This is a genomic window from Mesorhizobium sp. M7A.F.Ca.CA.001.10.2.1 (assembly GCF_003998575.1).
Classification (GTDB): domain Bacteria; phylum Pseudomonadota; class Alphaproteobacteria; order Rhizobiales; family Rhizobiaceae; genus Mesorhizobium.
The window spans coordinates 1-5,213 of record NZ_RZQY01000423.1; the positions used below are offsets into that span (position 1 = coordinate 1).

Here is a 5,213-nt window from a genome sequence, read left to right on the forward strand (position 1 = left end):
GAACATCTGACGCTGACCGGAACGGGACTTGCCGCCTATCGCGAGATGGTGGCGCTGGCCAAGGCGTTCGAACGGGATTTGCTGGCAAGGCTCAGCGCTGAAGAGCGCACGGCGATCACCAGCGGACTGGCTGCATTGGAGACCAGTCTGGTCCCGAGCATGGGTTAGTCCAAGATCAAGCCAATCACTCTGAACGACGGAGTTCGAGCGAACCTGCGTGGGAACTCCCACCGCAGCCAAAGCATAGCATTGCTTTCGATTTGATCGTGATTTGCGTTGTCAGGCCGCGTATAATGCCCATTACACCGACGGGAGGACTACGATGAGCATTCGCGCCTTAAGTGTCCTGGTGACGCTACTTGTAGGCACGTGCACATTTGCGCAGGCCCAGCAGACAAAGCCGATGTCGATCGAAGTGTTCCCTTTCGAATTGGAGGACAAGAGCGCCGGGGCGGGAATAATTCCCCCAGATGAATATGACAGGCGCTATCTGTCGGAATCGGCACAAGTTGCAAAGGACATGCTCTCCCAGTCTGGGCGCTTTACAGTAATTGATGTGCCGGCGAGGGATACACAGGCTGCTGCGCCGCACGGATTGCGCAACTGCGCTGGTTGTGAAGGACCGATTGCCAAGGAGCACGGCGCGTCGCTTGCCTTGCTTGGCGTCGTAACGCGCGTCAACCGAACGGAACATACTATGTTCATTCGCATCCTTGACGCCGAAACCGGGAGACATGTTTCGGAGGGGTTTACCGATCTTCGCATGGGTGCGAACCACGCATGGCCCCGCTCCGTGAAATGGCTGATGAAAAACAGAATCCTGCGCTAGGCGGCATCTACCAGTCCATCACCACCTTGCCGGAACTGCCGCTGCGCATCGCATCGAAGCCGGCCTGAAAATCGTCGATGCCGATGCGGTGGGTGATCAGGCCGGAGACATCCAGCGGGCCCTGCACAAGCGCGATCATCTTGTACCAGGTTTCGAACATCTCGCGGCCGTAGATGCCCTTGAGATGCAGCATCTTGAAGATGACCTTGTTCCAGTCGATCTCGAAGCCGGTCGGCGCGATGCCCAGAATGGCGATCTTGCCGCCATTGTTCATGGTGTCGATCATGTCGCGGAAAGCGGGGGCGGCGCCCGACATTTCGAGGCCGACGTCGAACCCCTCGGTCATGCCGAGCACTGGCATGACGTCGCGCAGCTTTTCCTTCGAGGCATCGACGACATGCTGGACGCCGAGCTTTTTCGCCAGCGCCAGCCGCAGCGGGTTGATGTCGGTGATGACCACTTTGCGCGCGCCGACGCATTGCGCGACGAGCGCGCCCATGATGCCGATCGGCCCGGCGCCGGTCACCAGCACATCTTCGCCAACCAGATCGAAGGAGAGTGCGGTGTGGACGGCATTGCCCAGCGGGTCGAAGATCGCGGCGATCTCGTCGGGCACATCATCGGGGATCGGCACGACATTGTGCTGCGGGATCGCCAGATACTCGCCGAAGGCGCCAGGACGGTTGACGCCGACGCCGAGCGTGTTGCGGCACAGATGCCCTCGCCCGGCGCGACAGTTGCGGCAATGGCCGCAGACGATGTGGCCTTCGCCCGATACACGCTGGCCGACCTTGTATTCGGTGACCGCTGCGCCGAAATCGGCAACGGTGCCGACGAATTCATGGCCCGTCACCATCGGCACCGGCACCGTCTTCTGCGCCCACTGGTCCCAATTGTAGATGTGCACGTCGGTGCCGCAGATCGCCGTCTTCTTGATCTTGATCAGCACGTCGTTGGGGCCGATTTCCGGCACCGGCACCTCTTCCATCCAGATGCCCGGTTCGGCCTTGGCCTTCACAAGCGCCTTCATCATGTTCGACATCAGGATTTCCCTATTCCGTGATTGCGCTTCTGGCGAGATAGCCTGCACAACGGGAAGGTAGGCCACTAACTCGTTTGAACGTCCGGAATGGTCAGCCCCGCCTGCTCGGCCTCGCGGCGCAAATTCTGACGGGGCCTGGGGCCGATCTGCTGGATCACCAATCCGGCTGCCAGTGAGCCAAGGTCGCCGCAAGTCTGCAGGTCGCGGCCTTGCGTGTAGCCATGCAGGAAGCCGGCGGCATAGAGATCGCCGGCGCCCGTCGTGTCGACCAGTTCCTTGATGGCGGTCGCCTTGATCACCACGGTCTCGTCGCCGCGCACGATCACCGAGCCTTTTTCCGAGCGGGTGACGGCGGCGATCCGGCAATCCTTGCGGATCTGGGCCAGCGCCTCGTCGAACGACGATGTCTGGTAGAGCGACTTGATCTCGTGGCTGTTGGCAAAGACGATGTCGACCGTGCCCGAGCGCATCAGGTCGAGGAATTCGTCGCGGTAGCGGTCGACGCAGAACGAATCCGACAGCGTCATCGACACTTCTCGGCCTGCTGCGTGCGCCAGCTTCGCCGTCTGGCGGATTGCCTCCTTGGCGCGCGGCGGGTCCCACAGATAGCCTTCGAAATAGGTGACCTTGGCGCCGGACGCCTTGTCGGCTTCGACATCCTCAGGGCCAAGCTCGACGCAGGCGCCGAGATAGGTGTTCATCGAGCGCTCGCCGTCGGGGGTGACGAAGATCATCGAGCGCGCCGTCGGCGGCTCGCCCTTGAGCGGCGTGGTGTCGAAGGCGACGCCCTGTGCATGAATGTCGTGCGCGTAGATTTCGCCAAGCGCATCGTTGGAGACCTTGCCGAAGAAGGCGGCGCGGCCGCCGAAGCTGGCGACGCCGGCCGCCGTGTTGCCGGCGCTGCCGCCGGACGCCTCGATCGCCGGCCCCATGCGGCTGTAGAGCAGTTCGGCGCGCTGTGTGTCGATGAGGTTCATCGCGCCCTTGATGATGCCGTTGGTCTCGAGGAACTCCTCGTCGCACTGGGCGATGATGTCGACAATGGCATTGCCGATGCAAAGCACGTCATAATCCGGCATCAAAATCTCCGCCAAAACCCGAGCCGGCTTCTTGCCACGCCGGTCCGGCGCGGGTCTAGCGATTTGAAACCGGTTTGCCTAGGGCGTGACACGCAACTTTGGCGGAACAGGCAAAAGGCGCATCAGCCGCGAGGCGCTATGACAATTCGACCGTGGCCGAAGCATTTCATCACCGGACCGCCTACAAGCATGGCTCACCCGATCCCGTTTGAAGGCGAGCCATGCCGACAAAGAACGAGCCTGCAAAGAACGACATGACCACCGACCTTGCGCTGCTCGTCGTGCTGGCGGTGCTCTGGGGCGCCTCCTACACCTTCATCAAGATTGGCGTCGAAACCATCCCGCCGGTCACCTTCATCGCCGCCCGCACCCTGATTGCCGGTGGTATCTTGTTTGCCATCCTCCGCTGGCGCGGGCTCGCCATGCCGGGCGATGCGGCAAGCTGGCGCCGCTTCGCCTTCCAGGCCTGCCTCAACAGCGTCATCCCGTTCACCCTGATCGCCGCGGCGGAACGTTCGGTCGATGCCGGCCTCGCCACCATCCTGAATGCGACCTCGCCGATCTTCACCTTCCTCTTGACAGCGCTCATCACCCGCCACGAGCCGGTCACGCTGCGCAAGCTGATTGGCGTGGGCGCCGGCATTGCCGGCATCTGCCTCATCATCGGCACGCAGGCACTGGGTGGCCTCGGTCACGAGTTGTGGGCGCAGTTGGCCATCGTAGCGGCAACAATCTGCTATGCCGGGGCCGCCATTTTCGGCCGCGGCTTCAAGGGTCTCGATCCGATGCTGCCTGCCGCCGGTTCGATGCTGTGCGGCGCCGTCATCCTCGTGCCCCTCAGTCTGGTGTTCGACCAGCCGTGGACGCTGGCGCCTTCAACGGCGTCGATTCTGGCCCTGCTCGGCCTGTCGGTGTTTTCCACCGCATTGGCCTTCGTCATCTATTTCCGCCTCATCCACACGTTGGGTTCGGTCGGCACCACCTCGCAGGCCTATCTGCGGGTGCCGATCGGCGTCGGCATCGGCGCCCTTTTCCTCGGCGAAAGCCTAGGCTCGACGGCATGGCTGGGCATGGGTTTTGTCGTGGCTGGGGTCGCCGCCATGACCATTCCGGTTCGAAAGCCAGCATTTGCGCGGTAGAGCAATTCCAGGACAAGTGTGAAGCGGTTTTCCCGGGAAAAGCGCATTGGGGATTGCGTCAAAGCAAAAGAACCGGCCTGCTTGCGCTCATGCCGTGCTCTGCTTATCTCGGAAGCATCCGCCTTTTCGACGGTGTCTGGTGTGACCTGGGGGTAAAGCACGGTGATTTTCGACGCTGCCCGCACTGCGGCCCTCGAGCTGCTCTCGCCTCCCTTTCGGGCCGTGTTCCTCAAGACATTGGGTCTGACGCTGCTGGCGCTTGTCGCCTTGTGGTTCGGCCTGACCAGCCTCGTCGAGTGGCTCGCCCTGCCGTGGCTGCAGACGCTGTTGCCCGGCATACCGTCCTGGGCCGGCTGGCTGGGTGGCATCATCGCCGCGATAGCGCTTGCCTTCGGCATGGCATTGCTCATCGCGCCGGTGACGGCTGTTGTCGCCGGCCTGTTCCTCGACGATATCGCCGAAGTGGTCGAGCGCACCGACTATCCCGGCGATCCGACCGGTCGCGCCATGCCGGCGCTGCGCTCGCTGGTGCTGTCGGCGCGATTCCTCGGCGTCGTCATTCTCGGCAACATCGTCGCCCTGCTGCTTCTGCTGGTGCCGGGCGTCAACATAGCCGCCTTCTTTATCGTCAACGGCTATCTGCTCGGGCGCGAGTTCTTCGAATTCGCTGCCATGCGCTTTCGCGGGGAAGAAGAGGCCAGGGCCTTGCGCAGGCACTATGCCGGCACGGTGTTTCTCGCCGGGCTGCTCATCGCGGCTTTCCTCGCCGTGCCGTTGCTCAACCTGCTGACGCCGCTCTTCGCCGCCGCCGTGATGGTGCATCTGCACAAGGCGATCTCGGTGCGGGAAGTGGCTCGCTCCTCGCGCCGCTGAGCATTTTCTTCAGCGCAACAGGAATCCGCGTCCGAGCTCGTCGTCCGCTTCGACGATAAACTCCGTCCTGCCACTATAATAGGCGCGGCCGCCGACGCGGGCGATGATCGCCCCGTGCGGGCCAGCCTTCGCAGTCCGCACCACGGCTCCCGAAAAACGCGAGCCGGCAATGCTTTCGAATGTGCGCGTCTGTCCGATCGCGATCTCGCCCTTGGCATGCATGGCTGCCAGCCTCGCGGTGACGCCGGAAC

The 5,213-nt window shown here is 62.8% G+C and carries 6 protein-coding genes and 1 pseudogene; 4 read left to right on the forward strand and 3 right to left on the reverse strand.

The window, feature by feature from the left end:
• A pseudogene (locus EN964_RS38755) lies at positions 1 to 168 on the forward strand (MarR family transcriptional regulator); the annotation flags it as partial.
• A gap of 154 nt (positions 169 to 322) precedes the next feature.
• Positions 323 to 829, forward strand: coding sequence for a DUF2380 domain-containing protein (locus tag EN964_RS23565; RefSeq protein WP_127269415.1), 507 nt, complete (start codon positions 323 to 325; stop codon positions 827 to 829).
• 7 nt (positions 830 to 836) lie between these two features.
• Here the strand turns inward: EN964_RS23565 and tdh are convergent, their stop codons facing one another.
• Complete coding sequence (tdh, locus tag EN964_RS23570; RefSeq protein WP_127276777.1) at positions 837 to 1,871, reverse strand: L-threonine 3-dehydrogenase; 1,035 nt, start codon at positions 1,869 to 1,871, stop codon at positions 837 to 839.
• Positions 1,872 to 1,936: 65 nt separating this feature from the next.
• Positions 1,937 to 2,950, reverse strand: coding sequence for an adenosine kinase (locus EN964_RS23575; protein WP_127273102.1), 1,014 nt, complete (start codon positions 2,948 to 2,950; stop codon positions 1,937 to 1,939).
• Between the two features lie 221 nt (positions 2,951 to 3,171).
• On the opposite strand from EN964_RS23575, the gene EN964_RS23580 reads away from it, so the two are divergent.
• Both EN964_RS23580 and EN964_RS23585 read left to right on the forward strand, forming a co-directional pair.
• A complete protein-coding gene (locus tag EN964_RS23580; protein ID WP_127266634.1) occupies positions 3,172 to 4,089 on the forward strand; it encodes a DMT family transporter in 918 nt (305 codons plus the stop codon).
• A 162-nt stretch (positions 4,090 to 4,251) separates the two neighbouring features.
• On the forward strand, positions 4,252 to 4,962 hold the full coding sequence (locus EN964_RS23585) for a sulfate transporter family protein (protein ID WP_127266633.1): 711 nt from the start codon (positions 4,252 to 4,254) through the stop codon (positions 4,960 to 4,962).
• Between the two features lie 9 nt (positions 4,963 to 4,971).
• Here the strand turns inward: EN964_RS23585 and EN964_RS23590 are convergent.
• The coding region (locus tag EN964_RS23590; RefSeq protein WP_164775953.1) for a proline racemase family protein at positions 4,972 to 5,213 on the reverse strand (242 nt) is incomplete at its 5' end.

What these genes read in the sequence shown, in the direction of transcription:
- tdh (WP_127276777.1), bottom strand. Translation starts at nt 1,871, where the DNA reads ATGTCGAACATGATGAAGGCGCTTGTGAAGGCCAAGGCCGAACCGGGC.
- EN964_RS23580 (WP_127266634.1), top strand. Translation starts at nt 3,172, where the DNA reads ATGCCGACAAAGAACGAGCCTGCAAAGAACGACATGACCACCGACCTT.
- EN964_RS23575 (WP_127273102.1), bottom strand. Translation starts at nt 2,950, where the DNA reads ATGCCGGATTATGACGTGCTTTGCATCGGCAATGCCATTGTCGACATC.
- EN964_RS23565 (WP_127269415.1), top strand. Translation starts at nt 323, where the DNA reads ATGAGCATTCGCGCCTTAAGTGTCCTGGTGACGCTACTTGTAGGCACG.